Raw genomic sequence first — 24214 nt, 5'->3', positions numbered from 1 at the left:
TTCTCGCTTTCCACCTAAACCGCTACATTCAGGCAAGACACGGCGCCAGAGAGTTCCACGCTGGTTTTTTATCTCAGCACTCACTCAGGAAAGCGAGAATCTCGTTCGCCAATTCTAACGGGGCCTCTTCGGGCATATGATGACCACAGTCCAACCCTCGCCCCCATAATTTCGTTGTCCATGGTTCCCAAACAGATAATACGTCTCCATATAACAGTTCTAGATCATCGCGCAGTGACCATAAAATCAAGGTGGGACACGATACCCGCCGCCCTGCCCTGCGATCTTCTTCATCGTGCCTACGATCTATGCCCAATCCAGCACGATAATCTTCAACCATACCGTGGACTGTTGCCGGATCATGGATGGCCGTCCGATAATCCAAGTAGGCTTCTTCACCCATCAGCGCTGGGGATCCGCCGTACCAAGCATCGGGATCGGCGAGGATTGCTCGTTCAGGCTTTTCGGGCTGGCCGAAGAAGAACCAATGCCACCATCGGTTGGCGAACGTTGAATCGCATCTATCGAGAGCTTCAACGATTGGCACCGCATCCAATATACCTAGTTGAGTTACGTTATCTGGATGATCCATCGCGAGACGAAAGGCGGTGTAGCTACCCCTGTCATGTCCGATAACGGCGAAGCGCTCGTGCCCTAAATAGCGCATCAAAGCGACGCAGTCGTTTGCCTTAGCGCGTTTTGATGATCCGGCGTGGTCAGGAGTATCTGCAGGTATGGAGGACTTACCAAAACCTCGGAGGTCAGGACAGATGACCGTGTGATGCCGAGCTAACAATGGGGCGACGAGATTCCAGGTTGCATGAGTTCGAGGATGGCCATGAAGCAAAAGCACGGGTGTTCCTTGGCCACCGTGTCTGACACGCAATGTAGCGTCTGGAAGCCTCACAGTTTCGAGCAGAAAGTCATCGAACATTGTTTAATCCACGTAGGTTTGCATGAAGCATTGCTTTGAGAAGCGCGTGGTCTTTGAACGGACGTTATCGGTAGTCAAGACATGAGAAGCGCTTCGGTGATATTAACCATTGGAACTTCGCCGTCTTCACTCTTCGCCAGCAGCCATTGCCTTGTTTTACTCACGTCGAAAATTTGACCTTTGTCTATCAACGTCAGCAGTAGCTCATCGCATACACGATAATGGCCGCATTCCGGACAAACTCTCTCCTCCCATGGCCCTGCGCAAAGAATGCGCTCTGCGATGCCAACACAAATTAGACAGTTCATAACGTCCCCCAGGTGCAGACGGTGAATGCTCAGGAGATGTGCAGGGATATGACACCGCACAATCGCTCACGGTCGACAGACAACGGATCGTGAAAGTTCGCGGCATCAGTAGATTTCCAAGCCCCTAACGGACTGGTTTCTAAGGTGGAGAACGAACCGCATCGTGCGTTTATTCCAAATTTCGGCGGTGAGCCCACGGGCTAACCTCTGCATATCTACAGACTATCATCAGCCAGGGCTTGATCGGCGGACAACGACGGCGATGAATATGCGCAACCAAAGCACGCCTGGTTCTTCTCCCTCTTGGTGCTCCTCGGACTTTATCGGCTCATGGGGAAAAGGAACTATCACCCGCCCAATCACGCGGAATCGCTACGCCCAATAAAACAACTCTAACCCGCAGCATTCGTCTATTACTAAATTCTCCGCTGCAGTCCCCATAGCGTTACCACCTGAACAATTCGTTAATGCCGGAGCACTGAACGTGAGGGATGGGTCTGGTGGCGAGTCGTTTATAGCGGCCGGCGGGGTGACAAGGGGCAGGTTCTCGAAACAAAAGAAAATTGGGCTCGCATCCGCGCAGACGGAGCTCCACCAAGATGGCTCTCGGCTCAGAAAATTTGCGGTGAAGCGAAATACTGTGCAGTCACAGCAGTGAAACCGCCAGCTCAAAAGCCGTCAATTAACATCCCAAAACCGCCGCCTACAATCAAGTCGTCTTCCCCCTGCTCTTCATCAAGCGTACGCACGGGCCCGAAAGGGGCGCTACTGCATCCCCTCAGGAGGAAATAAACGATGCGGTGTTAGAGAGTTTTTCACTGAAGCCCAGCATGTTCTAAGCTTAATTTTTCGGCGTGTTTCTGGGGCACATTTCATGACGAACAACGCGATGGATTTTTCCATTCAAGATTTGATCGTGGCGCTTTTGCGCGAGCAGAATATCAACACAGGTTATTGGGGGCTAACGATGCATTTCAATGCTTCGGGTACGTCGATCACAAAGGCTGACGAACCTGAGACAAAACTGCCGGGGCTGGCTGTCTGTGTTACGGGGATAACGTTGGTTCCGGCTAGCGCAGCCGAAGATGGCAGCATCGACGCCTCGCTTGTCAATCCGGTGAAGAAAGCCCGACCGAAAAGGACTAGCGGGGTAAAAGCTGAGCACAGAGGCGGCCCGCCAAAATAGCATAGCCACCTGTCTGAACTCTGAAAACTCTAGCCCAGATAGTTGGTCATCAACATGTGACCTCCATTAACTCTACGGACACTTTGATGACCTACGCTGCCCATCCTTTCCCGGCCATATTTGCCCAGCTTCGTGCGTTACGAAAATTAATTGAAGACCTCGAAGAAGCAGAAAAACACTCCTCATTGCGAGGGCACCAGACTGTGGACAGCCCCGAAGCTATTCGCCTCTCTTTCGACACCCTATCAGCTGGATTGAGCGACATAGAGACGACATTAGCAACGATCGCAGAAGCTATGGGGGAGATCAGAAAATTTTAGAGTTTTAGATGTATCCGTCCGGCCAAGTCATCTACCCAGTCCTGCAAAGCCAAGACATGGTGTGCACTTAAATTTAAGTGAGCACCAGTTCTAGCCTTTTAAGCGGGTATTTCATGCAGCCACAACGCCGTTCCTACTCCAATTCATACAAAGTCCAAGTCATTCATGAGCGCGCCCAGCCCGCTGCCTCGATTGCCAGCGTCGCGCTGAGCCATAGCCTCAACGCGAACCTCGTCCACAAGTGGATTCGGGTGCAAACGCAAAAAAACACGGAGCTGCAACCTGCTTTTATTCCGTTACCCGTGCAGCTAGCCGGCGCAAATTCGCAAGCTGCATCATCGCATATCTGCGTTGAAATCCCAGACCCGCGTGATACTGTCAAAGTGAACTGGCCGACCGAAAGCGCGGCTGCCTACGCGACCTTTCATGGCCCATGCGCGCCGCAAGTTCTTCGAATTGCACGCCACCAACAAGAGCCAGCTCGCCGAACAGGCCTTGCGCTACATTCAGTTGCTTTACGAAATTGATAGCGGAGTCCGCGACCTTGAACCGGATTTACGCCGCCTAATACGACAAGAAAAAACTGTACCGGTGATGGATGCTCTGCCTGGATGATCGCCCAGCGACAGATCGGGCATGACGGCTCGGCGATCAGCAAAGCTTTGGATTACGGCCTCACACGCTGGACGGCGCTGTCGCGCTATCTCGATAACGGGGCCGTACCCATTGACAATAATTGCTGCGAGAACCAAATCCGATCGTGGGCGGTGGGTCGCAAAAACTGGCTTTTTGCAGGTTCGCTGCGCAGCGGCAAACGGGCGGCGGCGATCATGAGCTTGATCCAGTCGGCGCGGCTCAACGGGCATGATCCATATGCTTATCTCAAAGATGTGCTGACGCGGCTGACGCACCGGGCAAATGAGATTACCGAGTTGCTGCCGCATAAATGGCGCCCGTTCAACCGCCCAAAGTATGTTGGGCAGGTGCGGACAGCGCCGGTACTGGGGTCGCCGGAGCAGCGGGTCGGCTCATCGCTAATGTGACGAGACGTACATAGATGGCGTGGACGGCGCAGGCAGTGCGTAGGTCGCCTTCATCCATTCGATCTCTGCCTGGGGCGTGCGCCCAAAGAAACGTTTGAATTCGCGGCTGAATTGCGAGGCGCTTCCGTAGCCTACATTGAACGCCGCCGTCGAAGCGGTCATAGCGTTGCGTAGCATCAGTAATCGCGCTTGGTGCAAGCGCGTCGACTTCAGGTATTGCATCGGCGACGAGTCCGTCACGCTGCGAAAGTGCAGATGAAAATTGGGCACGCTCATGCTCGCTTCTTGGGCAAGGGACACCACATCCAAGCGCTCCTGGTAGCAACTATGGATCTTCCGGATCGCACGAGTGACCTTACCAAAGTGACCCTGGCGATTGAGCGCGGCGCGCATCGAGCCACCTTGCTCGCCGGTTAGGATGCGGTAATAGATCTCCCGCACCAGCGACGGCCCAAGTATTTGCGCTTCGACCGGACTGCTCATCGCCTCAAGAAAACGTAGCGTCGAGGCGCGCAGCAAATCGTCCATCGGCGAGGCATACATGCCCTTGGGCTGGGCATCACTTGGCCTGAGAGCTTCATCCATTTGCAGTATTAACTCGCTGGCCATTTGTAAGTCGAGGCGCATGTAGACCGCCAGCATTGGCTGCGCCTCGCTGGCATCGGTCTCCATGGTGAAAGGAACTGGGACGGATACCACTAGATAGTGCTGGGCGTCATAAACGTATACGTCATCGCCCAGATAGCCACGCTTGCGCCCTTGGCACAGGATCACGATACCCGGGTCATACAGCACCGGAGTGCGAGTAAGTGGCCGATTCGAACGCAAAAAGCGGATATCCTCTAGCGCGCTGAGGTTGTAGCCCTCGACCGGCGCGAGGGTTTCCATCAAATGCACCATGCGAGAGGTGCGTGAGTCGGCCCGATTCATTGATGTCCCCCTCCGCTGGCCGCTCAACCGTCGGTGGTAAGGGTCAGCGCTTCCCATTGATCAATCTCCCTAGCCGTGCGATTTAGCTTGTCACGTACCAGCCCCAGCGCGTCACTGCCCAATAATAAGTGTGCCGGTGGTGTAGGGCTGGCAATAACCTGCAGCATCGCTTGCGCCGCTTTTCGCGGGTCGCCAAGCTGTTTGCCGCTCTTTTCTTCGCGGGCCTTACGTACCGGGTCGAAACTGGCGTTATAGTCAGCAATGCTTCGTGGGGTGCGCTGCATTGAACGACCGGCCCAGTCAGTGCGAAACGAGCCTGGTGCCACGGCGGTCACGAAGATGTTGAAAGGTAGCAGTTCTTTGCTCAGCGTATCGGAGATACCTTCGAGAGCAAACTTGCTCCCGCAGTAGTACGCGATCCCCGGCATCGTGATGGTGCCGCCCATAGAAGTGATATTAAGAATATGACCAGTGCGACGCTTGCGAAAATAAGGCACGAAAGCCTTGGTCACCGCTACCGCGCCGAACACGTTGACGTCGAATTGGCGACGCATTTCCTCCAGCGGCGACTCTTCAAAGATGCCCTCATGACCGTAGCCGGCGTTGTTGACCAACACGTCGACTGGGCCATGGGTTGCTTCAATAGCAGCTACTACGCTGTCGATCCGGGCGAAGTCAGTGACATCCAGAATCACCCCATGAGCATGATCCACGGAGAGCGTCTGAAAGGCGCGCAAGGCGCTTTCACTACGCACGGTACCTATGACACGGTGGCCCGCTGCAAGAGCTTCTTGCGCCAACGCGTTGCCGAAGCCAGTGCTCACCCCCGTGATGAAGATGGTCTTTCTGCTGTTCATGGCGACTTCCAATAAGTAGGGACGAAGCCATGATATCTATCGAAAACTCGGTCACCTATGCCTGTTTATCTTAGAGCATTGCCTATTCCTATCAGAGTCAACAGCTATGTGGGCGCGCGTTTAACCACGCGACATTTGTGTTGAATGGAAACTTATGTCAATTCCATGCAATTGGATGGGAGACCCTGCGCAATACCCCAACTACTCCAAGAGAGTTGGCCAAACTCTTTCTTTTATATTGACCGCACAGCACTTTTGTCGAACCTTTTTCTGCGCTATCGCGTCCCAAAGCTATTGACCCCAATTAGCCGTTTGGAGCTCCCGATGCTCATCCATCCCAAAGCGCATTTCCGTCCGTATTCCCATGCATGCGGGGGGTGGGGATCGGCACAATCAGTGATGAAAATTTTATGGCGAGAGCAGGCCTTCGCAAAGGGGGTCGCCGCCTTAGTCAAGCAAAACAAGCCTAGCGGTTTTGCGTGCGTGAGCTGCGCTTGGGCCAAACCAGGAAAACCGCACGCCCTGGAATTTTGTGAAAACGGCGCGAAAGCGACCGCGTGGGAACTGACATCACTTAAAACAGATCCTGTATTTTTTGAAGGCCACACGGTGTCGGAACTACGTAGTTGGTCAGATTACGATCTTGAGCAACACGGGCGCTTAACTCACCCGTTACGCTACGATCCTGAATCTGATCGATACGTCGAAACAACGTGGGATCAGGCGTTCACAGAAATAGGTGCCCTCTTGAAGCCCATGGTGCCGACCAGTGTCGTTTTCTACGCTTCGGGACGGGCGTCTTTGGAAACGTCATTCATGTACCAATTGTTCGCCCGTGCCTATGGGACTAACAATCTCCCTGATAGCTCAAACATGTGTCATGAAAGCACTTCTGTGGGTTTACAGGAAAGCATAGGTGTGCCTGTTGGCACGGTAACACTTGAAGATTTTGACCAGACAGATTGCTTATTCTTTTTCGGTCAGAATGTTGGCAGTAATAGTCCGAGGATGCTGCACCAGCTACAAGATGTCCGTAAAAGAAACGTGCCGATAATCACGTTCAACCCATTACGTGAGCGGGGCCTGGAGCGGTTTGTAAATCCACAGTCACCGATTGAAATGCTAACGCCAGAATCAACGACTATAAGTACGCAGTATCATCAAATATCGATCGGCGGCGATACGGCCGCAGTGATCGGGATCGCGAAAGCGCTCTTGGAGATGGACAATGAACAACGGAAAAATAATGGAGAACCATATTTGGATGGCAAGTTCATCCAGGAACACACGGAGGGTTCCGAAAGCTTTTTCGCTTTCGTACGCGCCTGCCACTGGCAGCGAATAGAGCGCCGTTCAGGTCTATCTCGTGGAGCTTTAGAAGCAGCAGCAAAGGTGTACTCAAAAAGTAAGCGTGTGATGTTTATTTATGGAATGGGACTCACCCAGCACAGACACGGCGTCGAGAACGTTCAGATGCTGGTTAACCTTCTGCTTATGCGGGGCAATTTCGGTAAACCTGGTGCAGGTATTTGCCCAGTTCGGGGGCACTCCAACGTCCAGGGGCAACGTACAGTCGGGATTACCGAAGATCCCGATAAAGTTCCTATTGAGCTCATCGAGAAGCAGTTTGGCTTCAAAGTTCCTCGAGAAAAGGGACTCTGTACGGTCGATGCATGCGAAGGCGTTCTAACAGGACAAGTACGTGGTTTTATCGGACTGGGCGGTAACTTCCTTCGAGCTATTCCCGACACACTTCGTATGGAACCAGCGTGGCAAACCCTTCACTTGAACGTACAGATTGCCACCAAACTCAATCGCACACATCTAGTCCCTGCAAAAAATCAATGGTTGCTTCCCTGCTTGGGAAGGATTGAAATTGACCGTCAAAACGGACTTGAGCAAACTCACTCGACGGAAGACAGCACTGGATGCGTGCACGGATGGCGCGGCAGTGCGGAGCCGGTTGGCTCCAATGTTCGCGCGGAAACTAACATTGTCGCAGGCTTGGCATTAGCTACCCTATCCAGCACCAAGATTGATTGGCGGGCTTGGAGTGAAGATTATTCAAAAATCAGAAGCGCCATTGCATCTACTTATCCAGAAATTTTCCACGATATGGAAAATAGAATGATTGAACCTGGTGGTTTTCACCGTCCAATAGCCGTAGCAGAGCGAAAATGGAAAACAAAGAGTGGTAAAGCCCAGTTCGTCATGCCAAAAACGCTTAACGAGGACGATGATGTCCTCACCGAGGACTTGTCTCGGGAGGTTTTGCAACTGATGACCATCCGTAGCAATGATCAATTTAATACGACTATTTACGGCTACGACGATCGATTTCGCGGGATTCACGGGACGCGCGACATCATTTTTATGCATTGCAACGATATCGTCCGATTGGGATTCTCGGTAGGGCAACGTGTCCTGCTGACGACCGCTATCGAGCCTGAAGTGATCCGGCAAGTGGGGCCCTTCGAAATAGTTGCATACGACATTCCAGAAGGATGCGTTGCTGGTTATTACCCGGAATGCAATCCACTGGTGCCTCTGTGGCACCATGCTGAACGGAGCAAAGTGCCTGCTGCGAAATCAGTGCCTATTCGCATTTCTTCTGCGTAATAAGCTTTTACAGAAAAAAATGTGCCGTAAAAGTCAAAAAAACCGCCGATCGACAGAGCTGCAAAAAAGCCAAGATTGCTTGGCATGCTTGACCGGTTTGAGCTAGGGTTTGAAGTGTTTACCTCGCCATTCGCAACCCAACAGCTCGTCCCTGTGCGTTTGGCGGGGTGAACCCTCCCGGCGAAGATATTACGGTGCTCAACTACGCACATGAGCCGCATAGTCTCAGATTCCATTAGTCATTCGAGAAACTAAGTAGACACTGTACCCCTGGGTGACCGTTGACGATTGAAAATTCCCCACGCAGCTGATTAGTAAGAGACTTGATAATTCTCAAGCCAATGGAGGCATCCAGCGGTGTTTCCGAAATCCCTAGTCCAACCTCCGCCTTAAACCACTGGCGATGACTGTCAATCAAGTTCACGACAGAAATGGGAGCATCGCAGATAGATGCCGCGAGGTTCACAAGCTCATCGAAATCATCTTCCCTCGGAGTATCAAGGATTTCGTAGCTGTGCAAAGCAGTGAGGCGCTCTACAGAGTCTGCGCCATTGTCTAAGTTTTGGGCATTCATTGGACGAAGAACCAAGGAATTTTGGACAAACTCAAAACCCTCAAACGTTGAACTGAAGACGCCCTTCCCTGCCATAGGAGCAGACGTTTAATCCGGCCAAAGCATACACGCATCGAGGAACCATGAACCCGCTCATACGCATTGGCTTTTTTACAAGACATCGGCGGAGCTAAGGGCACGGTCGCTCATGCCGTTCAACAAGGAAAAAGCCTGCAAGTCACGGCATCTTTAGCACCTGAAGCCACGACCGTCACCTTCGAATCCATAGATAGACTCCATCCACCTTCACCAGCAGCGCGATTCATCTTCTTATAGCTGGACGGCTGAAGGAACGACCGGCGCAATCGCGCGCGATCCTACATCCTCACACCTCGTCAACGATCTGCTGGTTCGCTTGCCATTGATCGACTTACAACTTTTTTTCAAACGATTTGAACAAAGCAATGCCTAAATTATGAGCGGGCAGGACTACCCGTGGTGTGACGTGTGTGAAGCCCGCAGCGATGCGGGCTTTTTATTGGTCATCAGAAAGCTCCCGGTCTCCATTTGAAGGCTCTGTCTCCCAAACGGACTCCATGCCGTGATCGCGGTATCGCTGTCGCCCCCACAAAACCCATCGCTGCAAAAAAAAGAATTGTAAGAAAGAATTTCAAGATGTTTCAAAGGTCTATAAGAAATCATCACCAGAGCCTGCCATCATGAAATTCGCAAAATTCTGTCAATCGCTTTCCAATTGGGCTGGTAGCTCGAAAACGTTCCTGAGTGCGTTAGCTCTAATCTGTCTCTGGGCCCTCACAGGCCCGTATTTTCACTACAACGATACCTGGCAATTGATCATCAATACCTCCACTACGATCATCACATTCCTGATGGTTTTTTTGATCCAGAACACCCAAAACCGCGACAATGACATACTTCATTTAAAAATTGATGAGCTAATTCGAGCCACCAAGGAAGCTCAAAATGCGACGCTTGGGTTAGACAAAATGAGCGCCCGCGAACTGCGAGAACTACGAGAACAGTACAGTTCACTGGGAGTTAATCAAGAAATAGAGCTCAACCCCTCAGCGACTCAGGAGCTTCCTGGTAGCCTGTCGCAACGAGTTACAGGATCTGAGGTGATCACAACCCGCCCGACTGAATAGGACGAGCTGCAAGTGCAAACGAGAGCACAAATGCACTACCGAGAGTTGTAGGTGTCTGGGACGAACGGCTTGGGTGGGCTCTCCTAAAATTTCCACGGATGGCTCAAGGCTATTAAGCAATACAGGGGAGCCCTACCATGCCATTAATTAAGGCCGTAGCCGTAGCAAAGGCACGTAGCCACTTCCATATTTTTGCAGACGCAAGAGAGGAAAATGCGTTTAAAAAACTTTACAACGGGGCCTTGGGGTACTGCCGATCGTTGCGGCAAGTTGGCTTGATTGACGAGGCGGAGCTACAACAACTGTTGATGGAAGCGCAAGATTTTCACACCGAATGGTATCGACAAAGATTATCCATTGCCGACGGCGCGTCAAAGTGATTCCTGCTCGCTGCCATAATTTATAAAGGTCATCCAGCGCTCAAAGCATGCATGTTGTTCGTTTACCGCGTCGCTCCATTCTGGCCCATTCGTCGTGCGAGAAGAAACGAGCATCATCATTCTGCACGTAGCGGAATCGAGATCTAGCAGCAGCTCATGAGAGCGCATTCGGAAATCATCAAGATCATTCATGAATTTTCACCCCCACATCCTGTCAAATCCTATGACTCGATGAATCATTGACAGCGAAACCACTTCCTAATATTTGTTGACATGACAAACGGTCGCCCTTCCCAACAAACTTACCGACGACTCGCAAACACATTAGCATTCATAATAAATAAAAACTTTCCCGTAGAGCTTCCAAACTCCTGTCCTTTGTGCCGGAGGGAGACATGAAGTTTACTTTTTGGAGTAATACGACTGAGATAGCGTCTAATCCTGGTCTAATTCATAATGAAGCTACGTTAGAAAAACCCGCTATGTTTCACGGGTTTTTGGCATAAAATCTGATTCGTTCAATACTGATTTGTGTCTTCCGAGCTCACAATACGCCTGTCAAAAATCGCTGCCGCTTCGCGAACTAATTGCCGCCATTCCGCTGAAGAAATTATTCCGTCCTGTTCTAAAATATCTGCCCGTTTTAGAAGTTCGTCGTAACGCTCACCTTCGCATGCGATTGACTCTGAATTTTCCAAAAGTCCGCGCCATTCAGCAAGTTTCTCGTCTTTACGGGTATTATCCATGGGAATTTTTCCTCATTCCGATCTTTTTATATCGTAGATAATATCGTGATGCCTCTTACCTAAAAGGTGAAAAAGAGCTCCGGTCGGGACGGCGCTCTCTCACCGCGCATCATGCAGGTCAACGGGGGTCTTGTTGCTGATCCATTACTGCGTTGTCCGTTTCCTCCCTTACTTTGTCCGGATCAACGCCCGTATCATCATCCTCGAGTGGTCGCTCACCCTCGTTACCAGGTAACTCGTCAATACCGGGCTCACGGGTCGGATCAACCTCCGTACGACCAGGGGACAAAGGATCAGGAGACGTCGGTACTGGATCGTCCTGCCCGGTTCCACATTGTTGCTTTAGTTCATCGTTCATAAACACCTCTCTACACCCTCATTGTTGGGGGCATATAGCTTGGAGATGCAGGCTGCTTTTACCGTTCGATTTTTTCACATACCGACGGTCGCAACACAAGTGATGAAGACGCTGCGTGACGCCACGCTGGAGTCGACCCAACGCGCGGGAAGCCGCCTTTGAGATTTTGAGGATTCTGCGTTGATTAAAGACCGTGCTTAAGGAATGGCGTCGTATCAGTAGCAGCTCCGTTGCGGCGATCGTCTCGCCTAAAGTCACCCCATACCCATTAGTCGAATTATGGAATGTCAAAAAAAATCAGTCTATAGTTAAGTAGTCTCAAGCAGTCGGTATCTAGAAAATGCGCTCGAAGCCGTTAGTAATGACAGTTTTATTAATGCTTATAATTCTTGGGACTGGCGCGGCATGCTCGATTTTCGACCTCTTTGAACATCATCTTCTTTAAAGCTGAAAATTAAACAAAAAAGAGGCTGTGATGAAAAATATCGAATGCCATTTGAACTACCTAATTGATACTTTTCTTGGGCCCATCGCAAAAATCATCGAATGCGAAGTTGAAGTTCTGGCCATAACGCCTGGAGCGTTCCAAATCATCATCAAAGCGCCTGTTCCAGACGATCTGCATAAAGCTCACTCCGTAAATTTAAGGTTCAAAAGCCAAGATACTCTTGTCGGAAATGTGGTTCATGTTCGAAGACTTGACGACGGAGGACTAGAACTTCAGATAGATGTTTAAAATTTCGGTATTTCTTTTAACGCAGACTTCACAAATACTTCTAGCCACGGGGTTCATGGATAGGGCATCCATTATGTAACGCCCGAAAGCCTGCAGACATTTCATAAGAAGGTTTGCGCACTCGCATTATACCTCCCAAAGGTCTATGAGCAGCTATGCCATGCCAAGGGCTGAACGACATTTTTTCTTCAATCTCATTAATTTTTTCTTCGCTCCAAGAAGACTGACGACCTACATCTATACGAGCCACCGTTATATAGGGACTCAAAATTTCCGGCCACTCAACAGAAGCATCCTCAATTGGCATCTTTTCGATATCTGTTCCCAATTGAACACGCACTTCCCACACACCATTATTTTGTTCAAAAAATTCTTTTACGGCGTCGCGCAATGCGTCCGGGCTGTCTGACAAATCAAGAACCTTGTTAGTCAAAGCAATTAATGACGATGAAACCGGAACTACGGCGATTTTTGCATAGTAGAGCCCGTACAATATCGGCAATGCAGTGTTAAAGCTTTCCCCAAGAATATGTGTTTGTGGATGTCCTCCCAAGCTTTTCAACGTTGCACTCTCTGCGCCAACGGATTCTAGGGTTCTTTCGACGCCGCGAAGAAGGGCTGATAGTGCCTTTTTCGTTCTGGGTACTCTGTCCGTAGTTTTCGCTAACAGCTTCAATGTTTTCAAAAATGCTTTCGGTGTTGGCGAGGCAAAAGCTTTGGCATTTAACATGACAAAGTCTTGAGTGATAGCCCCTTCGCTCCCAGGCAAACGCGCCCCTTCAACCCCTATAATCTTCATGGCCAAGCCTCTGGGAGTAGAGACGTTGTCCTCAAGGATATCTCCGGGATTTGTCGAAAAGCGCAAAATTACCGGCAGTTTTCCTGGCGTAGCGAATACACCTTGGCAGAGCGTTACGGGAAGATCATCTAGAATTGTGATACTTCCTCGCAATAGCCCATGCGATTTGGCGTGAACCCCCCTAATGGCATGCCCGCTATCTTTGAAAGTAGTCTCCATAATCGAATGAAGTACTTCAGCTAATTGCTCGCTGATTTTAGATTCGTCGGACGACATCCGCTCGAAGGTTGTTTCGAAGAGCAAGGGTTCATTAGGCAGATTTTCATCGGGAATGGCACGCATCATTTATCTTCCAATTTCAGACTAGAAGCCCAGATCATTTACGTCACCTAGCCACAACAAACCTTGCACTTGGCGTTCGCGGGAAGCTCGCTATGGGCATGAACGAGATTTCCGCCGGCAACCCCTACCTCCCATCAGGCAGCAAAAAAGGGGGTTCCGTTCAAAATAGAGGGGATTTACCTGATAATCGGTTCGGGGTAGGCGGCTGCAAATCCAGACCTGAACCTAGGGGTTTGGGGATGAGAACCGCAAAAACTGATGCGTTAAAGACTTCTGCGCATGTCACATGACAATAAAAGGCAAGAATTTTACTCATCTTAGGTTTTCTTTGTTCGCGCTTCACTCGCAGTGCGGCTGCGTTCTCTTGCACGCTCTTACTTTTCGGCAGTTTTCGTGACCGAATGCCACCCGCCTCGTCGCTTTGATTATTTCTCTTTCTTCATTCCTTCTCGGGCGGCATTATGAATCAATATTAGAGACTTCCTTGTTGAATTTGTAACGACGACTTGCTTGTATCGCCTTTTTTATTAGGTGAATCATTCTTACCCTCGAAGCAGCCTTGCAACATCATCAATGAACACAGACCAAAACATGCCCATACTCGGTTCATAACGTCCTCCTGTAATACGTCTTATTAAAACGTCAGCCTACGCTGGAAATTAGTTTTATCGGATAGGTGTTCCGTAAGAGCTGCGATTTTACAATGTGTAAATGAGCTTTCAGTCTAGGTTCGAGAACGCAGCTCTCATTCGCTCGCCAGCATAGGCTTGTGCTTCCTGAGCTTTTTCCACAACGGCTGCCGTGCCAAAAAACTCATGGGTCACGCCGGAATAAAGCTTGCGTTCGACGCTCACACCGGCGCTACGCAGTGCTTGTTCAAGTTGCGCGCCGTCATCGCGAAGCGGGTCGATCTCGGCATTGATCAATGTCACCGGCGGCAAGCCTTGCAGGTTGGCGTGTACCAGATCGATGCGCGGGTCTTTGGTGTCTGCCGCGCTGCGGGTGGTCTGTGAAATGAACCACAGCATCATCGGACGGTTGAGCGGAATGGCATCGGCGTACTTCATGTAGGACTCGGTGTCGGTGTTCGACTGAGCAACCGGGTATACCGACAACACGTGCTTTGGCGCCGTCAACCCGGCAGTGTGAGCGGCGATCGCGGTGGCCACGGCGAGGTTGCCACCGGCGCTTTCACCGGCCAGCGCAAGGCGTTTCGGATCGCCATTCACGGTCGATGCATTGGTGGTCAGCCAACGGTAAGCGGCCAGGGCGTCATCGTGCGCCGCGGGGAATTTGTTTTCCGGAGCGAGTCGATAGTCCACCGAAACCACCACAGCGTTGGCCTGTTTAGCCAAGCCACGCGCGCCGCCGTCATAAACTTTGCGATCGGCGAACACCCAACCGCCGCCATGGAAATACAACACCACCGGGAACGGCCCGTTGCCCTCTGGCGTATACACCGTCGCCGGCATGGAGCCTGCGGCACCGGGCATCTGGATCTCGCGAGTGGTCACGCCGGGGACAAGCACGGTGGGCGAAGCGTCGCGTTTTTGATCGGCGAGCACGCCTTTGACGGCGTCCGCGATGGTCGGTTGCTGGCGCGCTTCAACGGGGGTGATTTTTTCAATGGCCTTGCCGTCGAAGCTGGCGAATTTGGTCAGGACTTTCTGCATGTCGGCGTCTGTGCGCAGCATGCTTTTGGTGCCACTCACGGCGAGTTGCGTGACTGACGGTTTTTCCGGGTCTCGGGCGCAACCGTTAATCAAGGTGATGGCCGCAATGGCGGACAAGGCAAAGGCGATTTTGCGCTGGTTTTTAATCATTATTGTTCCCTCACACCGATGTCAGGTGCGGTGATTCAGCTTCCACGGTAAGAATCCGCGCCGGCCTTCGTGCAGCCGGCACGATTTAAAGAACGGCTCAAGCCGCCGGTTTGAGCACCACTTTTGTCCAGCCGTTATCACGCGCATCGAAGTGCTTGTAGGCGTCTGGGCCTTCGGCGAGTTTCACGCGATGCGAGATGATTTGCGCCGGGTTGGCGCGGCCGTGATGAATCAGCTCGGCGAGGCGACGGTTGTAGTGTTTGACGTTGGCCTGACCGGTACGGATCTGCTGCCCCTTGAACCAGAATGAGCCGAAGTCGAAGGCCATCTTGCCTTGCTTGGCCAGCTCGTTTTCGGCCCCCGGATCCTGCGGGACAAACACGCCGACGACGCCGATGCCGCCGGTAGCCTTGGTGGAGGCAACCAGATTGTTCATGGTCAAGTGATTGGCTTCATGGCCGTGGCGATCGCAGCACTGATAACCGACGCACTCGCAACCACGGTCGGTGCCTTTGCCATGGGTCAGATTGAGAATCTGATCCACCGCTTCTTTTTCCAGTGAATTGATCGGGGTCGCACCCAACTGCGCGGCCAGTTTCAAACGGTCGGGATGGTTGTCGACGACGAAGACTTGCGACGCGCCCTTGATCATTGCCGAATGCGCCGCCATCAAGCCGACCGGGCCTGCGCCATATATCGCAATGCTCTCGCCTGGCAGCAAACCCGCCAGTTCCGTGGCGTGCCAGCCTGTCGGAAAAATGTCCGATAGCATGACGTAGTCTTCTTCGCGCTCCTCGGCATCTTCGGGCAGCACCAGACAATTGAAGTCGGCATAAGGCACGCGCAACAACTCCGCCTGCCCACCTTGATAAGGGCCCATGTCGGCGAAACCATAAGCGGCACCCGCGCTACCTGGATTGGCAGTCAGACAGAAACCAGTAAGGCCTTTTTCGCAGTTCTCGCAGAACCCGCAACCGATGTTGAACGGCAGGCAAACACGGTCACCGACTTTAACGCGATCGACGCCCGCGCCGACCTCAATCACCTCACCGAGGTTCTCGTGACCAAACACCCGCCCGGTCTCCATCGAGGTGCGGCCTTCATACATGTGCAAATCCGAGCCGCAGATGTTGGTTGTGGTGATTCGAACCAGTACATCGGTGGGTTTTTCAATTTTGGCATCCGCGACATTCTGCACGCTGACATCACGCGGGCCGTTGTAAACGATTGCTTTCATGGTGTTCTCCCGTTAGCCAGACGAAGGAAAAATTTGTCTGCTCTGATTTATCAGTCAAACGGGTAAGAACCTACGTTCAATCGATTAAAAGCGTCTCGGACAAACGGTCTCACCTTCAACACGAAAATTTCCGTGAGGGGTTCACAAGGATATAAAACTCCCCAGTGTCGATTTATTGACACAGCTCAAGGAATTTTTCTTAATAAAAATGCTCAAATTTGCGCTCATGGGCTACGCTACCAGCGCGCTCTTTCTGAGTGACAAACTCACGTCAGAATGTGGCCACCAAGCCTAAATGGCCGATTAAGGAAGCAAATGTGAAGGTGGATTGGGAAGGTATATTACCGATCGTTGGGCAAGTCATCGTTGTTGAAGATGATGCAACACTGCAAACCTTGATGGTAAGCATATTGACGGAAATTGGAGCTGAATCCGTAGCGTTTACTACCGCAGATGACGCTTTGACCTACCTCTTGCAGACAAATCAACGCTGCTGTCTAGTCATCGCTGACCACGGGGTGCCAGGCCAGATACAAGGTACAGAACTGATCGAGATGGTGAATGCAAAATGGCCAGTCATGCCTGCAATTCTTACCTCGGGTTATTTACTCGACCCGTCCAATGTTCCTCTGGGAACCATTTACCTTCATAAGCCTTGGTCATTGGATAGTCTTATCATAGCGATTACAACACTCCTACAACCTGCCCACCCCATATGGAGATCGTGAATCAGGTAGGCAGCTAGTGATCGGGGCGTGACCCCGTTTCATTTGGCGTCAACCGCCTCTTGGTGGAGGCGATGGATTCCCCCCATCTCACTTTTCAGTTCGGCGATCAGATTTACTATCGCGCGGCTCGTGGTCAATTTCGCCGAAGCGATGCCCGTGACAAGCAGTTCTATTCTGCCCGTAACTGGTTCGAATATTCGAATCTGTAGAGATCGGTCAGGGTTTAGTGTGCAAATGCATGCTGAAGGTAGGAACCCACCTTCGATTATGTGGCGCAGTTCAAGCGCGGAAATCATTTTTCATGCTTTAAAATAAGTCAAGTCGGCAAGCTGCAGCAAAGACTTTGCCTCTTCCTCATTAATGATCTGTCGCGACAAGTTATTGCGAGCCAACCTAGCGGCCTTCACTGCACTTAAATATGGTTGCAGATCAGAAAGTTGAATTGTCATTCATTTCCTCGTCTACCTGAATAACCTAAGCGTTCTGTATGAGCAAATAATTAACTTAAGAACTTTTTTATCAGGGCCCGATTATCGAACAATCGAACGGGCAGTTTATATCAAAGATTCACGCACTTGACTTCAATCCTTAGCAACGTACGTGCAAAATTGAGAAGAGGTTCACATATCTACGTGGCTATGATGAAGATGCCCGGGACTGAACTGACATGCATCCGTTACGAAACGCGAAAGGAGAACGAGTTGATCTTCACGGCTCTCGTTCAGCACACGAGGGTGACGTGTTTGAGTGGAGAACTATGGTCTACCAATACCCATACAGTTCGTCGCGAGTCGGAACGAGTCTGAACTAGTGTCGTATACAGCCCCCCGCGAGCATGACGAACCGCGTCAACAGTTCAGCAGCGTGTAGCAATTGGCTGATCGTCGAATTTTACGCATTGCCGGAATGCTTCTTACTCGTTCCGCTCGTTCAGTAGCCGATTGTGCGCACACATGCACGACACCTCCCCTTCTGAAATCGGGGTTCGAGTGGTCTGATCCGTTGCTGGAAAACAGTTCATCCACGAACATATAACTGTTAGAAAACAGTTTGAATTTTTTTTTGCAGCGCGACTCATTACGTTAATGAGCCAAAGGAGGAACTCATGGGTAATGTTGATATTTTCGTCATTGAGTACAAGCTTCACGGGATACCGAAGTCATTCATCATTCGTGCTAAATCAATGCGCAATGCGGAGGCTTGGCATTGGGCCAGCTGTGACGCCGGCATCGCTCCGATTCCTAAACCAGGTAGACCTCCGTTAAAGGTAGTGTCGAAACCGCAAGCGGAACGGTTCGGCGTAACAGAAGTGAAATGGCGCGAAACAGCAGCCGTGGTCTGGACGGAGGGATAGTCATGGTTATCCAGGAGCCAGGTTTCCATTGCGCTGACGAGGATGACGAGGCAGCGCGGATAAAAAGCCTATTTTTCGAGGCTGATCGACTCGATGATATTGCCTATCGACTCTTTGATGAAAGTCAAAAAGACAATGGCACCTGGATTCGATTCATCGAAGCCAAAGCACAGGCTGATGCTAAACGTACGCAGGCATATCAATCATGGATCAAAATGTGTCGGCGACGGGGACGGTAATACTGGAATCAACAAAAAGGTATAAACTTTTGAAGAAAACTAGTGGAAATATTACTTCGAGAAAACCATAGCGCATCCTCAGACCGTGACAGCACCTGACGAGCAACATTTCCTAGCACCTTATATTGTCCATATACTACGGAGAAGTACGAATAACGAATCAGTTTCCTAATCTGGCTCTGCCGACTTCCGAGTCGCATGCTAATTGAGAAGATTTTTGGTAGGAGTTGCGAAACCGGGTGTTGCTCCAAGAAATTACATGGCGGTAGGGATGTCTTTAACGAAGTTTTTCTGTTAATCGAAAGGGTTAGTGAACTGGATGGCCACCGACCAAATACCGACTATTAGCCAGAACACAGCGAAGATGTATGGCGTTCGCACAGAAAATAGCAGCGCTTTGCGATATCCCTTGTGCGATGCCTCGCGCTTGCAGAACAGTGACGTTTCATCATATGCCCCGCCCATGATGGGCGCGCTGCGCAAAAGCTCGCTCTGCTTGAAGTACCAATGATCAATTATGTCATAAGCCGATCGGATGCCAGGCCAAGCATTCATCGAACTCAAAACACCTAAGAGAGCGAGCAGTGGGGATACGACAAGCGTACAAAGCTTTCCCCATTCAGGGTTAACATTCGCCATGCACGATGTAAACGCTATCACCAAGAACGCTTGAGCAGTAAGAAAGGCGTCCGTTCGATTCGACAGTATTTTCGTTTCGTATTGGATTTCTTGTCGATAAAACATCAGACGCTCTTTTGGCGAGCCAAACATTTCTGCGCCGCTTTTGGAGGATATGAATTCTGATGTCTGAGATGTCAGGATTTTTGACAAAAGAGGATACCAGCGAAATCTAAGCCATTTAGCCTAACTACTCCGTGGCAATTTGCGGTTGCCACGGAATAGAGATGAAATTAAACGAAGGTGCAACCGGCACTATTTTTCGAGGGTAGCCGCTTGATTACCGCCCTGTTCGGCGATTTTCGTCAGTTTTTCATCCGCGCCCTTCTCCTCCGTGAGAGTAGCTTCTAAGAGGGCTGCCGCATCATTAAGCTTTAGATGCTTCGCCATGGCGATTAGCGTTCCATAGGCTGCGATTTCATAATGCTCGACTTTCTGTGCGGCACCAATCAACGCGGCGTCAAGCACAGCTCCTTTATCGATTTCTTCGAGCAGCTCCTTGGACTCCTCAATTAATCCTTCCATCGCCACACATTTCATGCGCTTCAATTTCAGGCCTGTAAGCTCTACCAACTGATCAATACGCTCAATTTGCCCGTGGGTTTCTTCCAAGTGAGAGGTGAAGGCTTCAGCAAGTAGCGGATTTGTCGAAGCCTTAGCTAAACGGGGTAGCGCCTTGGTAATTTGTTTCTCTGCACTGTAGACATCGGACAGTTCGTGGATAAACAAGTCTTCAACGGTTTTTCTAGCCATGTCAATTTTCCTTTTGGTCAGTATGGTATTGCCCATTCGGGCATCCGCAATGAGTACCAGGACAAACAAAAACATTCTGTGCATCAAAACTGACTGAATCACCGAAAACCTGTTCATAAAATATTTTTAAATCCGGACAAAAGGCACCCGTTACCCTAGTGCCGTATCAAGAAACATCATCACCCCGAAACCGAGCATCAACCCCAGAGTCGCAGGAGTCTCATGACCGTTGCGGTGAGTCTCGGGAATGACCTCATGGGACACCACGAAAATCATTGCGCCCGCTGCCAGACCGAGCGCAATGGGATAGCCCAAGGCAAAGCTGCTGGAGATGCTCAAACCGACGATGGCGCCAATCGGTTCCATCAACCCCGAACTTACCGCAATCAGCGCCGCCCGCAGTGCGGAGATGCCGGTTACGCGTAACGCCAAAGCGACTGCCAGACCTTCGGGAATGTCCTGAATGGCGATTGCTGTGGTCAGCGGCAAGCCCACCTTCATGTCGCCGTTGGCGAAGCTGACGCCAATGGCCATGCCTTCCGGCAGGTTGTGCAGGGTAATCGCGAGGACAAACAGCCAGACCCGATTGACGCGCTGCGCGTCAGGGCCACGGCGACCGCTTTTCTCATGTTCGTGAGGGACGAAGCGATCCAAGCCGACCATCAATGCGACGCCTAATCCCAATCCGGCAACGACGACACAAGCGGCGAGCAATTGATTACCGCAGAGCGCTTGAGCCGCTTCGATACCGGGCAGAATCAGCGAGAACGAACTGGCGGCCAGCATCATCCCGGCGGCGAAACCGAGCATGATGTCTTGGGTGCGCGAGGCGATATCGCGCAACGCAATCGCAATCACTGCGCCGGCGGCCGTCGCAGCGAAGCCTGAAAAGCCGCCGAGAAAGGCAAATTGCAGATTTTGTTTGTTGGCACCGACGAAGGCGCCGTACCCGCTGATCAACAGGAGAATGGTCACACAAATCAGCACTGACCAGAAGACTCGTCCGCCCCATCCCGCGCCTGAGAACCGGGCGATCCAATAGCGGAACGAGGCTGCGGAGGTCAAGGGATCGGGCATGGCAGTCACCTATTTTCCTGAGACGCGTTTTCCCGTAAATCCGGCGAGGGCTCGCAAAAACCGCGCGGACACATGCTGCGCGTCACGTTCAAACGCGACGCTTGTGGCCATAAACATTTGCGTAAAACTGGGATCACGATGGTTTGATTTTTTGGTCATGATTGAAGTGTCCACTCTGAAAAAGCTGAATATCCGCCTGCCGGCTGGCGTGCGGTGACGTGCTCAACATTTGGGATCGCCTTGTACTCCGGCTCCCAGGTCTGCGCCCGTGGTCGGGTTACTGTCCGGATCGGAAATCGTCCTGAGTTTCATATCCATCAGTAGCGCTTCGTCCTCGGCGCTCAGTTGCACCGTCGCAGTGCCATTGCCACCGTCCACGGCTGGCTTGGGATCCTCGACGAAATCCCAATCGTCGCCTTCGTTCCACGGGCCGCGTGCGCTGCCCTCGCCTTGCGACATGTTGTAGTAGACGTTGGTGAATTCCGGCATACCCGGCAGTTTGCCTTGGGGAAGTTCGGCTGAATGGCATGCAGGGCTTTTTCGAACGACAACTGGTGAGCGATTTCACGCGTCATCAAAAAGCCGAGGGCTTCCTTCACACCCGGGTCATCGGTGACATTCATCAACCGTTCGTAAACAATTTTCGCTCTGGCCTCAGCGGCAATATTGGAGCGCATGTCTGCGGTGGGTTCGCCGATGGTATCGACGTAAGCTGCCGACCATGGAACGCCTGCCGAGTTGGTCAACGGAGCACCGGCGCCGTACAACAGACTGGTGATGTGCGAGTCGTTGCCGGCGCCGTTTATGGCGCGGTACAACTCGCCCTCTTCCTCGACTCCTTCGGCCATTTTTCCTTTGGCGCCCTTGTTCAACATCACGATGATCGAGCCAACGATTTCAAGGTGACTGAGCTCTTCGGTGGCGATGTCCATCAGCAAATCTTTCCTGCCTGGATCATCTTCTGCCAAGGCCTGGGTGAAGTAGCGTGATGCCGCCGCGAGCTCCCCTTGGGCCCCCCCCCGAATTGTTCCAATAAGAGATTGGCCAACCCGGGATTGGGCTGGGCTACGCGCACGGTGTATTGGAGTCGTTTGTTATGTAGGAACATGACTTTCTCCTCAGGCGAATCAGGGCTGCGGTTCACTCGGTAAGAGACCGAATGCCATCCCATATTCATCTGAAGCGAATGTGCTCGGCTTAATTCAAAAGCCTTACATACTGTCGACCAACGGGTGGTTGTTATCCTTTGCTGTGCTCAGGCGACGTTGGCCCTTCCTTAATGCCCCGTGGCCCGGCAACGCCCCAGACGATCAAACCCAGCACCGGAAATATGATTAACCCGATAGCCCAGGCTGCTTTTATCCCTACAGTCTTATCGCTTCGAAACACGCTGACGATTGCCCAAATATCGACGAGCACAATGATCACGGCGACGGCGATCGCGAAATAGCTGGTAGCTTCTGACATGACTCAACCTCCTGCGTCTGTTAATTGTTAGGCCTCTGATAAACGCAGGTGTTCCAAACGAATTTCGCTGTCCCGCTAAAGCAGCTACCTACTACGGATTCAGTTTTCATGGGCGATGATTGAGATTTTCCCATTGCGTTCAATGATTGCGAATTTGATCTCTTCAAGCTTTTCTATGCCTTGGCTGGAACGTGCAGCTTCCATCACATCGGCCTCCACCAGTCGAGCATGTCGAAGTCGTTTATGCAGGAGTTTGCCGTTCTCCACGATGATGGTGGGCTCACCATCGATCAGTCGCGATATCCATTCCGACCGCTGTTTTAGCAGCGATAATCCAACATCAATAGCGATCAATGTAACGATGACAATCATTGAATTGGTCAGCGAAAAATCGTCGCCTAGCAGGGCTTGCTGAGTGGCCTCCCCGATCATCATCAACAAAACGAAATCAAACGTGGTCAGCTCAGCTAAGGAACGGCGTCCGGCGATCTTGAATAGCACCATAAGCGCCAGGTACATGACACCCGCACGTAATACCGAATCCATAAATCACCTATGGGAAAATGAATTGGTCGAGCTTTACACCGTTAGTGCCTGGTGAAACGATTCGACTTTGGAAGAAGCCAAGGCCATCCCCTCGCAGGGTGATGTAAAGTTTCGCTTGCCCATCGAGGTCGGTTTGTAGCCAAAGCCTGATGCCCTGTGAAGAGCTTCTTGAGCGCAGGGGTTCAGGTTGTAACGTTTCGATGCTGAAACCGTCCAACAATTGGCCTGCTAATTCCAGTTCCACTGCAGAGTCGGGCATCGCGCTTACGCTGATCTTCATTGAGTTGGTGGATCCATTGCGATGGAACATTTCATATTCCACCCTCAATTTGCCATCAGCGCTGTGCACGTCTCTTGAACTGAGTAATCCTCTGGAAAACAAGCCGACTAACGCCATCAGCACGATCAACACTAACAAGTACCAGCCAATGCGCTCGAAACGCCATACCTTCATTTGATAGCGCATGTCCTCGCGAATTGGGTGCTCGCGGCTCTTAAAGTCGGGTTGATTCGAGTCCTCGTTCATCAAGCCTCTTCTCTCACTCCAGCACATGCACGCTGATGAAAATGCGGTAGCCACCGCAACGCATAGTCAGTCGCCTTCGCTTGAACTTGGCAGCGCCCACCGAAGAACTGATGTTCGTGAGTGTAGACATAGCACTCACCATTCGACTGAAACGCCCAGGCGAAACAAATTGTTCCTGCAGGGATGCCATCGACATCGTCCGGCCCAAGAATTCCCGTAGTGGCGATGGCAGCATTTGCTGTGCTGTCGCGCAGAGCCCCCGTAACCATTTCGCTCGCAACCTGGACGCTGGTCAGGTTAAAGGTCGCGATAGTCTGTGCGCTGACATGGAGCACACGTTGCTTAGCTTGGGGTGAATAGACAACGTAACCGCATTCAATAAATTCGCCGCTGCCTTCTACCTCGGAAAGAAGAGTTACGATTTTTCCCGCCGTGCAAGACTCTGCTGTAGTCACCACCAAATTGTTGTCACGCAGGTACTTAACGGTTTCGTTGGCAATTGACATGAG

Annotated in this window: 28 protein-coding genes and 2 pseudogenes; 11 read left to right on the top strand and 19 right to left on the bottom strand. The window is 51.4% G+C overall.

Annotation, left to right across the window (positions count from 1 at the left end):
• Window positions 1–73: 73 nt before the first annotated feature.
• On the bottom strand, window positions 74–934 hold the full coding sequence (locus AC3Y64_RS14360) for an alpha/beta fold hydrolase (RefSeq protein WP_489984171.1): 861 nt from the start codon (window positions 932–934) through the stop codon (window positions 74–76).
• Window positions 935–2116: 1182 nt separating this feature from the next.
• Between AC3Y64_RS14360 and AC3Y64_RS14355 the strand changes: the two genes are divergently transcribed.
• The 4 genes and pseudogenes from AC3Y64_RS14355 to AC3Y64_RS14340 all read left to right on the top strand — a co-directional run.
• Window positions 2117–2428, top strand: coding sequence for a hypothetical protein (locus tag AC3Y64_RS14355; protein WP_489984170.1), 312 nt, complete (start codon window positions 2117–2119; stop codon window positions 2426–2428).
• Between the two features lie 86 nt (window positions 2429–2514).
• Complete coding sequence (locus AC3Y64_RS14350) at window positions 2515–2748, top strand: hypothetical protein (RefSeq protein WP_400645290.1); 234 nt, start codon at window positions 2515–2517, stop codon at window positions 2746–2748.
• 113 nt (window positions 2749–2861) lie between these two features.
• Window positions 2862–3275: a transposase gene (locus AC3Y64_RS14345; protein WP_489984169.1), complete on the top strand. Its 414-nt coding sequence runs from the start codon at window positions 2862–2864 to the stop codon at window positions 3273–3275.
• Window positions 3175–3704 (top strand): annotated as a pseudogene (locus tag AC3Y64_RS14340) (IS66 family transposase); the annotation flags it as partial. The gene AC3Y64_RS14345 and the pseudogene AC3Y64_RS14340, both read left to right, overlap by 101 nt.
• Before the next feature lie 78 nt (window positions 3705–3782).
• Here AC3Y64_RS14340 and AC3Y64_RS14335 read toward each other — a convergent pair.
• Window positions 3783–4721 carry an AraC family transcriptional regulator gene (locus AC3Y64_RS14335; protein WP_400645284.1) on the bottom strand — a complete coding sequence of 313 codons (939 nt, stop codon included), beginning with the start codon at window positions 4719–4721 and terminating at the stop codon, window positions 3783–3785.
• 23 nt (window positions 4722–4744) lie between these two features.
• Window positions 4745–5578 carry an oxidoreductase gene (locus AC3Y64_RS14330; protein ID WP_489984168.1) on the bottom strand — a complete coding sequence of 278 codons (834 nt, stop codon included), beginning with the start codon at window positions 5576–5578 and terminating at the stop codon, window positions 4745–4747.
• Between the two features lie 324 nt (window positions 5579–5902).
• Between AC3Y64_RS14330 and AC3Y64_RS14325 the strand changes: the two genes are divergently transcribed.
• A complete protein-coding gene (locus AC3Y64_RS14325; protein ID WP_489984167.1) occupies window positions 5903–8197 on the top strand; it encodes an FdhF/YdeP family oxidoreductase in 2295 nt (764 codons plus the stop codon).
• Window positions 8198–8432: 235 nt separating this feature from the next.
• On the opposite strand, the gene AC3Y64_RS14320 is transcribed toward AC3Y64_RS14325, so the two are convergent.
• The gene (locus AC3Y64_RS14320) at window positions 8433–8771 is read right to left on the bottom strand and encodes a hypothetical protein (protein ID WP_489984166.1); all 339 of its coding nucleotides are present in this window, start codon (window positions 8769–8771) and stop codon (window positions 8433–8435) included.
• A 698-nt stretch (window positions 8772–9469) separates the two neighbouring features.
• Between AC3Y64_RS14320 and AC3Y64_RS14315 the strand changes: the two genes are divergently transcribed.
• The gene (locus AC3Y64_RS14315) at window positions 9470–9916 is read left to right on the top strand and encodes a low affinity iron permease family protein (RefSeq protein ID WP_400645273.1); all 447 of its coding nucleotides are present in this window, start codon (window positions 9470–9472) and stop codon (window positions 9914–9916) included.
• Window positions 9917–10053: 137 nt separating this feature from the next.
• Window positions 10054–10296 (top strand): hypothetical protein, encoded by a 243-nt coding sequence (locus AC3Y64_RS14310; protein WP_489984165.1) that lies wholly within the window; start codon window positions 10054–10056, stop codon window positions 10294–10296.
• On the opposite strand, the gene AC3Y64_RS14305 is transcribed toward AC3Y64_RS14310, so the two are convergent.
• Complete coding sequence (locus AC3Y64_RS14305) at window positions 10288–10488, bottom strand: hypothetical protein (RefSeq protein ID WP_400645269.1); 201 nt, start codon at window positions 10486–10488, stop codon at window positions 10288–10290. The genes AC3Y64_RS14310 and AC3Y64_RS14305 overlap by 9 nt on opposite strands.
• 326 nt (window positions 10489–10814) lie before the next feature.
• Entirely contained in the window at window positions 10815–11042 is a 228-nt protein-coding gene (locus tag AC3Y64_RS14300) for a hypothetical protein (protein WP_400645266.1), read from the bottom strand.
• An 833-nt stretch (window positions 11043–11875) separates the two neighbouring features.
• Between AC3Y64_RS14300 and AC3Y64_RS14295 the strand changes: the two genes are divergently transcribed.
• The gene (locus AC3Y64_RS14295) at window positions 11876–12136 is read left to right on the top strand and encodes a hypothetical protein (RefSeq protein ID WP_400645262.1); all 261 of its coding nucleotides are present in this window, start codon (window positions 11876–11878) and stop codon (window positions 12134–12136) included.
• Window positions 12137–12176: 40 nt separating this feature from the next.
• On the opposite strand, the gene AC3Y64_RS14290 is transcribed toward AC3Y64_RS14295, so the two are convergent.
• The 3 genes from AC3Y64_RS14290 to AC3Y64_RS14280 all read right to left on the bottom strand — a co-directional run bounded on the left by AC3Y64_RS14290 (window position 12177) and on the right by AC3Y64_RS14280 (window position 16337).
• Window positions 12177–13277 (bottom strand): catalase family protein, encoded by a 1101-nt coding sequence (locus tag AC3Y64_RS14290; protein ID WP_489987966.1) that lies wholly within the window; start codon window positions 13275–13277, stop codon window positions 12177–12179.
• Window positions 13278–13996: 719 nt separating this feature from the next.
• Window positions 13997–15100 (bottom strand): alpha/beta hydrolase, encoded by a 1104-nt coding sequence (locus tag AC3Y64_RS14285; protein WP_489984164.1) that lies wholly within the window; start codon window positions 15098–15100, stop codon window positions 13997–13999.
• A 97-nt stretch (window positions 15101–15197) separates the two neighbouring features.
• Window positions 15198–16337 carry a glutathione-independent formaldehyde dehydrogenase gene (locus AC3Y64_RS14280; protein ID WP_489984163.1) on the bottom strand — a complete coding sequence of 380 codons (1140 nt, stop codon included), beginning with the start codon at window positions 16335–16337 and terminating at the stop codon, window positions 15198–15200.
• Window positions 16338–16654: 317 nt separating this feature from the next.
• Here AC3Y64_RS14280 and AC3Y64_RS14275 point away from each other — a divergent pair, with 317 nt between their 5' ends.
• A complete protein-coding gene (locus AC3Y64_RS14275) occupies window positions 16655–17065 on the top strand; it encodes a response regulator (protein WP_489984162.1) in 411 nt (136 codons plus the stop codon).
• 38 nt (window positions 17066–17103) lie between these two features.
• Here the strand turns inward: AC3Y64_RS14275 and AC3Y64_RS14270 are convergent, their stop codons facing one another.
• Window positions 17104–17361: a DUF1652 domain-containing protein gene (locus AC3Y64_RS14270; protein WP_489984161.1), complete on the bottom strand. Its 258-nt coding sequence runs from the start codon at window positions 17359–17361 to the stop codon at window positions 17104–17106.
• A 3-nt stretch (window positions 17362–17364) separates the two neighbouring features.
• Window positions 17365–17514, bottom strand: coding sequence for a hypothetical protein (locus AC3Y64_RS14265; RefSeq protein WP_489984160.1), 150 nt, complete (start codon window positions 17512–17514; stop codon window positions 17365–17367).
• Between the two features lie 656 nt (window positions 17515–18170).
• Here AC3Y64_RS14265 and AC3Y64_RS14260 point away from each other — a divergent pair.
• Together AC3Y64_RS14260 and AC3Y64_RS14255 are read left to right on the top strand one after the other, a co-directional pair.
• Window positions 18171–18419: a DUF6555 family protein gene (locus AC3Y64_RS14260; protein WP_159811714.1), complete on the top strand. Its 249-nt coding sequence runs from the start codon at window positions 18171–18173 to the stop codon at window positions 18417–18419.
• A 2-nt stretch (window positions 18420–18421) separates the two neighbouring features.
• On the top strand, window positions 18422–18658 hold the full coding sequence (locus tag AC3Y64_RS14255; RefSeq protein ID WP_400645244.1) for a hypothetical protein: 237 nt from the start codon (window positions 18422–18424) through the stop codon (window positions 18656–18658).
• Between the two features lie 294 nt (window positions 18659–18952).
• On the opposite strand, the gene AC3Y64_RS14250 is transcribed toward AC3Y64_RS14255, so the two are convergent.
• The 8 genes and pseudogenes from AC3Y64_RS14250 to AC3Y64_RS14215 all read right to left on the bottom strand — a co-directional run bounded on the left by AC3Y64_RS14250 (window position 18953) and on the right by AC3Y64_RS14215 (window position 24211).
• On the bottom strand, window positions 18953–19489 hold the full coding sequence (locus AC3Y64_RS14250; RefSeq protein ID WP_489984159.1) for a hypothetical protein: 537 nt from the start codon (window positions 19487–19489) through the stop codon (window positions 18953–18955).
• 102 nt (window positions 19490–19591) lie between these two features.
• Window positions 19592–20089 carry a YciE/YciF ferroxidase family protein gene (locus tag AC3Y64_RS14245; protein ID WP_400645239.1) on the bottom strand — a complete coding sequence of 166 codons (498 nt, stop codon included), beginning with the start codon at window positions 20087–20089 and terminating at the stop codon, window positions 19592–19594.
• Between the two features lie 150 nt (window positions 20090–20239).
• Window positions 20240–21166 carry a ZIP family metal transporter gene (locus tag AC3Y64_RS14240; RefSeq protein WP_489984158.1) on the bottom strand — a complete coding sequence of 309 codons (927 nt, stop codon included), beginning with the start codon at window positions 21164–21166 and terminating at the stop codon, window positions 20240–20242.
• Between the two features lie 222 nt (window positions 21167–21388).
• Window positions 21389–22274 (bottom strand): annotated as a pseudogene (locus AC3Y64_RS14235) (manganese catalase family protein).
• A 131-nt stretch (window positions 22275–22405) separates the two neighbouring features.
• Complete coding sequence (locus AC3Y64_RS14230; protein ID WP_489984157.1) at window positions 22406–22633, bottom strand: PLD nuclease N-terminal domain-containing protein; 228 nt, start codon at window positions 22631–22633, stop codon at window positions 22406–22408.
• Window positions 22634–22732: 99 nt separating this feature from the next.
• Entirely contained in the window at window positions 22733–23179 is a 447-nt protein-coding gene (locus AC3Y64_RS14225) for a DUF421 domain-containing protein (protein ID WP_400645231.1), read from the bottom strand.
• Window positions 23180–23186: 7 nt separating this feature from the next.
• Entirely contained in the window at window positions 23187–23705 is a 519-nt protein-coding gene (locus AC3Y64_RS14220) for a hypothetical protein (RefSeq protein ID WP_489984156.1), read from the bottom strand.
• A complete protein-coding gene (locus AC3Y64_RS14215; RefSeq protein ID WP_489984155.1) occupies window positions 23705–24211 on the bottom strand; it encodes a CinA family protein in 507 nt (168 codons plus the stop codon). The genes AC3Y64_RS14220 and AC3Y64_RS14215 overlap by 1 nt, the downstream gene beginning before the upstream one ends.
• Between the last annotated feature and the right edge of the window lie 3 nt (window positions 24212–24214).

The organism is Pseudomonas sp. 4CAES_32.4, from assembly GCF_058136335.1.
This window is presented reverse-complemented; position numbering and strand designations above follow the sequence as displayed.

Excerpts from the sequence above, each read along its gene's own strand:
- AC3Y64_RS14360 (WP_489984171.1), bottom strand. The coding sequence starts at position 934 with ATGTTCGATGACTTTCTGCTCGAAACTGTGAGGCTTCCAGACGCTACA.
- AC3Y64_RS14355 (WP_489984170.1), top strand. The coding sequence starts at position 2,117 with ATGACGAACAACGCGATGGATTTTTCCATTCAAGATTTGATCGTGGCG.
- AC3Y64_RS14350 (WP_400645290.1), top strand. The coding sequence starts at position 2,515 with ATGACCTACGCTGCCCATCCTTTCCCGGCCATATTTGCCCAGCTTCGT.
- AC3Y64_RS14345 (WP_489984169.1), top strand. The coding sequence starts at position 2,862 with ATGCAGCCACAACGCCGTTCCTACTCCAATTCATACAAAGTCCAAGTC.
- AC3Y64_RS14335 (WP_400645284.1), bottom strand. The coding sequence starts at position 4,721 with ATGAATCGGGCCGACTCACGCACCTCTCGCATGGTGCATTTGATGGAA.
- AC3Y64_RS14330 (WP_489984168.1), bottom strand. The coding sequence starts at position 5,578 with ATGAACAGCAGAAAGACCATCTTCATCACGGGGGTGAGCACTGGCTTC.
- AC3Y64_RS14325 (WP_489984167.1), top strand. The coding sequence starts at position 5,903 with ATGCTCATCCATCCCAAAGCGCATTTCCGTCCGTATTCCCATGCATGC.
- AC3Y64_RS14320 (WP_489984166.1), bottom strand. The coding sequence starts at position 8,771 with ATGAATGCCCAAAACTTAGACAATGGCGCAGACTCTGTAGAGCGCCTC.
- AC3Y64_RS14315 (WP_400645273.1), top strand. The coding sequence starts at position 9,470 with ATGAAATTCGCAAAATTCTGTCAATCGCTTTCCAATTGGGCTGGTAGC.
- AC3Y64_RS14310 (WP_489984165.1), top strand. The coding sequence starts at position 10,054 with ATGCCATTAATTAAGGCCGTAGCCGTAGCAAAGGCACGTAGCCACTTC.
- AC3Y64_RS14305 (WP_400645269.1), bottom strand. The coding sequence starts at position 10,488 with ATGAATGATCTTGATGATTTCCGAATGCGCTCTCATGAGCTGCTGCTA.
- AC3Y64_RS14300 (WP_400645266.1), bottom strand. The coding sequence starts at position 11,042 with ATGGATAATACCCGTAAAGACGAGAAACTTGCTGAATGGCGCGGACTT.
- AC3Y64_RS14295 (WP_400645262.1), top strand. The coding sequence starts at position 11,876 with ATGAAAAATATCGAATGCCATTTGAACTACCTAATTGATACTTTTCTT.
- AC3Y64_RS14290 (WP_489987966.1), bottom strand. The coding sequence starts at position 13,277 with ATGCGTGCCATTCCCGATGAAAATCTGCCTAATGAACCCTTGCTCTTC.
- AC3Y64_RS14285 (WP_489984164.1), bottom strand. The coding sequence starts at position 15,100 with ATGATTAAAAACCAGCGCAAAATCGCCTTTGCCTTGTCCGCCATTGCG.
- AC3Y64_RS14280 (WP_489984163.1), bottom strand. The coding sequence starts at position 16,337 with ATGAAAGCAATCGTTTACAACGGCCCGCGTGATGTCAGCGTGCAGAAT.
- AC3Y64_RS14270 (WP_489984161.1), bottom strand. The coding sequence starts at position 17,361 with ATGATTTCCGCGCTTGAACTGCGCCACATAATCGAAGGTGGGTTCCTA.
- AC3Y64_RS14265 (WP_489984160.1), bottom strand. The coding sequence starts at position 17,514 with ATGACAATTCAACTTTCTGATCTGCAACCATATTTAAGTGCAGTGAAG.
- AC3Y64_RS14260 (WP_159811714.1), top strand. The coding sequence starts at position 18,171 with ATGGGTAATGTTGATATTTTCGTCATTGAGTACAAGCTTCACGGGATA.
- AC3Y64_RS14255 (WP_400645244.1), top strand. The coding sequence starts at position 18,422 with ATGGTTATCCAGGAGCCAGGTTTCCATTGCGCTGACGAGGATGACGAG.
- AC3Y64_RS14245 (WP_400645239.1), bottom strand. The coding sequence starts at position 20,089 with ATGGCTAGAAAAACCGTTGAAGACTTGTTTATCCACGAACTGTCCGAT.
- AC3Y64_RS14240 (WP_489984158.1), bottom strand. The coding sequence starts at position 21,166 with ATGCCCGATCCCTTGACCTCCGCAGCCTCGTTCCGCTATTGGATCGCC.
- AC3Y64_RS14230 (WP_489984157.1), bottom strand. The coding sequence starts at position 22,633 with ATGTCAGAAGCTACCAGCTATTTCGCGATCGCCGTCGCCGTGATCATT.
- AC3Y64_RS14225 (WP_400645231.1), bottom strand. The coding sequence starts at position 23,179 with ATGGATTCGGTATTACGTGCGGGTGTCATGTACCTGGCGCTTATGGTG.
- AC3Y64_RS14220 (WP_489984156.1), bottom strand. The coding sequence starts at position 23,705 with ATGAACGAGGACTCGAATCAACCCGACTTTAAGAGCCGCGAGCACCCA.
- AC3Y64_RS14215 (WP_489984155.1), bottom strand. The coding sequence starts at position 24,211 with ATGTCAATTGCCAACGAAACCGTTAAGTACCTGCGTGACAACAATTTG.